The organism is Streptomyces altiplanensis (assembly GCF_053591575.1).
Map to the genome: position 1 here is coordinate 1 of NZ_JBSFUB010000218.1, position 2,310 is coordinate 2,310.

The window sequence follows — 2,310 nt, forward strand, 5'->3', positions numbered from 1 at the left end:
CGATCGGTGGGGCGCAGCATCCGCCACAGGTGTTCCGCGGTAGCCCTCTGGAAGATCCCGAGAGCCTTCAGCACTTCCTTCTTCCTGGTGTGGGTGGGCTTCCATGTCTGCTTCGAAGACTTAGAAGGATTGTCGAACGTGCCGGGAGTCCTGATTTGCCGGGGCTGACCCGCGGGTTCGCTCCGGGCGGGCGAAGGGTCCGTGGAGGCGGCAATGGAGGGGCCCGTGGAGGGGGCCTGCGGGGCCTGGTCCAGGCCCTCGCCGGGCGCCTGGTCGTCTGTGTCGTGCGGTTCGCGGGCGGGGTCGGGCGTGATGTCGGCGGGCACGGTGTCCTCGCTTCCTCCGGCCGGCTGGCCGGGTCAGTGGGTGTCCCGCCCGCACGCCGATGTGCGCGCGGGCCGGGGCCACCGTCGGAAAGGACCCCTTGTCCGCTGTCTGACGATCACCGCCAATCGGCGTCTTCTATGCCCTGGAAGCGCCTTGACCAGGACGATTTATCCGTGACCAGCACCACACGTACCCCTTGGATTTGCCGGGCCCGGCGGGGAGGGAGACTTCTCCCTCCCGAGCACCGTCCTCTGTCCACAGGGCCGCCGCCGGAGGCTCCTCTTGAAGCCGCCGCGATCAGCGAGGCGGCCCGTATGTGAGGAGTCGTCAAGCTCGAGAACACCGTCACCGCGCCGCTCACACCGATGGAGCCGCAAGACGTCGCCGACGCCTTCGCCTACATCCGAGCGCTGCAGGCCGACGACATCGACACCGCCTGCGCAGTTGCCGAAGAGACCGACGGTGCGAGCCTGCACCGGATGCTCCTGGAAGTTGCCGCACGCATCATCATCCCGATCACCGCCACAGACGAGGACTGCGACGGGGCGCCGTGCGCGCACTCCTTCCTGGCAGCGGCGCTCGGGCGACTGCTCCTGGAGCTCCTGGGCGACGGCGACTGCCTGGCTTTCCCGTCGGGCATCGCCCAGACCATCGTTCGCTTCACCGAGAACATCATCACCGAGGAGCAGGGCGACGTCGCCGACGTACTCCGCCAGCTGGAGGCCGTCGGGATGGAGCAAGCAATGGAAGCGGACCCGGTGCACCGGACTACTGCGTAGAGCGCATCCGGGACGGCGGTGGTGCGGCGCACCAGGCCCGCCACCGCGCGGCGGCGGGCCCCATATCACACACCCCCTTGACTTCGATCTGCTCGGCGGCCGGGACCGGCTCTGGCAAGGGGAAATGCTCCGGTAGCCAACGTGGTCAAGGGGAAACGTGCGCCCGCCCAGACCTGGACAAGGGGTAGCTGGCCACCCGCTCGGAGCCGGACAAGGGGTGCCGGTTCGCCCGGCCCGAGCCGGACAAGGGGGCGGGCCGCCGGTGCGCGCGATCCAGGCGGTGCGCTCGGGTGCGGTGCGGGACATCGGGTGCGGCGCGCCGGGCGCGCGGGAGTGCGCGGCATTGTCGGGTGATGCGGCGCACCGGTGCGGTGGCGCGCCATCGCGGTGCGCCGCACGGTGGCGTCCATCGTCATCCGGTGCGCACCAGAGTGGAGACCACTCGGTGGAGCCCGCTGAGTGGAGCCCGCTGAGTGGACTCCACCCGATGTCGTGCATCGCCACTGGATGCGGAACATCGCGGGTTCCACTCGGTGGACGATGCCCGGCATCGTCACCACAGCCAGGCGCCTGAGTGCCGCACCCGGGACAGGGCTCGGGCATCGCGGCGCGCGGCCGCGTTGCCGATCCGGTTCTGCCGGGAGCGGGGCCGGCGCGACTGCCCGGCGGCGAGGCGGCGCTTCCCGGCGTCCTGGAGCCGCCGTCGTTGCTTGCGCATCTCCTGCTTCTCCGCCGCCTTCGGCTTCAGTTTCCGGGGCCGCTTCCAGACCGGCTGCCATCCCAGGGGCTCATCGGGCTCGGGTTCCTGGGCCTCGTTGAGCGCGGCGGCCATCTTTGCGCGGGCCGCGTGGGCGCGGGCGAGGGCGTCGTCGGGGTTGGGGCGTTCTTCCGGGGTGCTCATGCGACTCCTCCTGTGGTCCGGCCCGGTGTGTGCTGGGTACCGGGCTGCTGGGTGTGCGGCGGCGGGGCCATCGCCGGGGCGGACTGTGGCCGGGGACCGTGGGTGACTGTGCGCTCCCGCTTGCCGTCCTGGAGCTTGGCGGCCAACTTCGCGGCGGCTTCGAAGGTCCGGCGGGTCTGCTCCACCGTGTCGACGCCGGTCTCCGGCTCTAGGTGATGTTTCTCGGATCTCCTGACGTGAGTGGGGTGTTGAGGTCAGGCTGGCTGCATGGGCCGTGGGGATCTGACGAACGCGGAGTGGGAC

Annotated in this window: 3 protein-coding genes; 1 reads left to right on the forward strand and 2 read right to left on the reverse strand. The window is 70.6% G+C overall.

The features are described 5' to 3' along the window. On the reverse strand, window positions 1-326 hold a 326-nt coding region (locus ACWD0Y_RS36565), incomplete at its 3' end, for a hypothetical protein (RefSeq protein WP_450264562.1). A 366-nt stretch (window positions 327-692) separates the two neighbouring features. On the opposite strand from ACWD0Y_RS36565, the gene ACWD0Y_RS36570 reads away from it, so the two are divergent. After that, on the forward strand, window positions 693-1,106 hold the full coding sequence (locus tag ACWD0Y_RS36570) for a hypothetical protein (RefSeq protein WP_450264563.1): 414 nt from the start codon (window positions 693-695) through the stop codon (window positions 1,104-1,106). Between the two features lie 553 nt (window positions 1,107-1,659). Here the strand turns inward: ACWD0Y_RS36570 and ACWD0Y_RS36575 are convergent. Next, window positions 1,660-2,007 carry a hypothetical protein gene (locus tag ACWD0Y_RS36575; RefSeq protein ID WP_450264564.1) on the reverse strand — a complete coding sequence of 116 codons (348 nt, stop codon included), beginning with the start codon at window positions 2,005-2,007 and terminating at the stop codon, window positions 1,660-1,662. Between the last annotated feature and the right edge of the window lie 303 nt (window positions 2,008-2,310).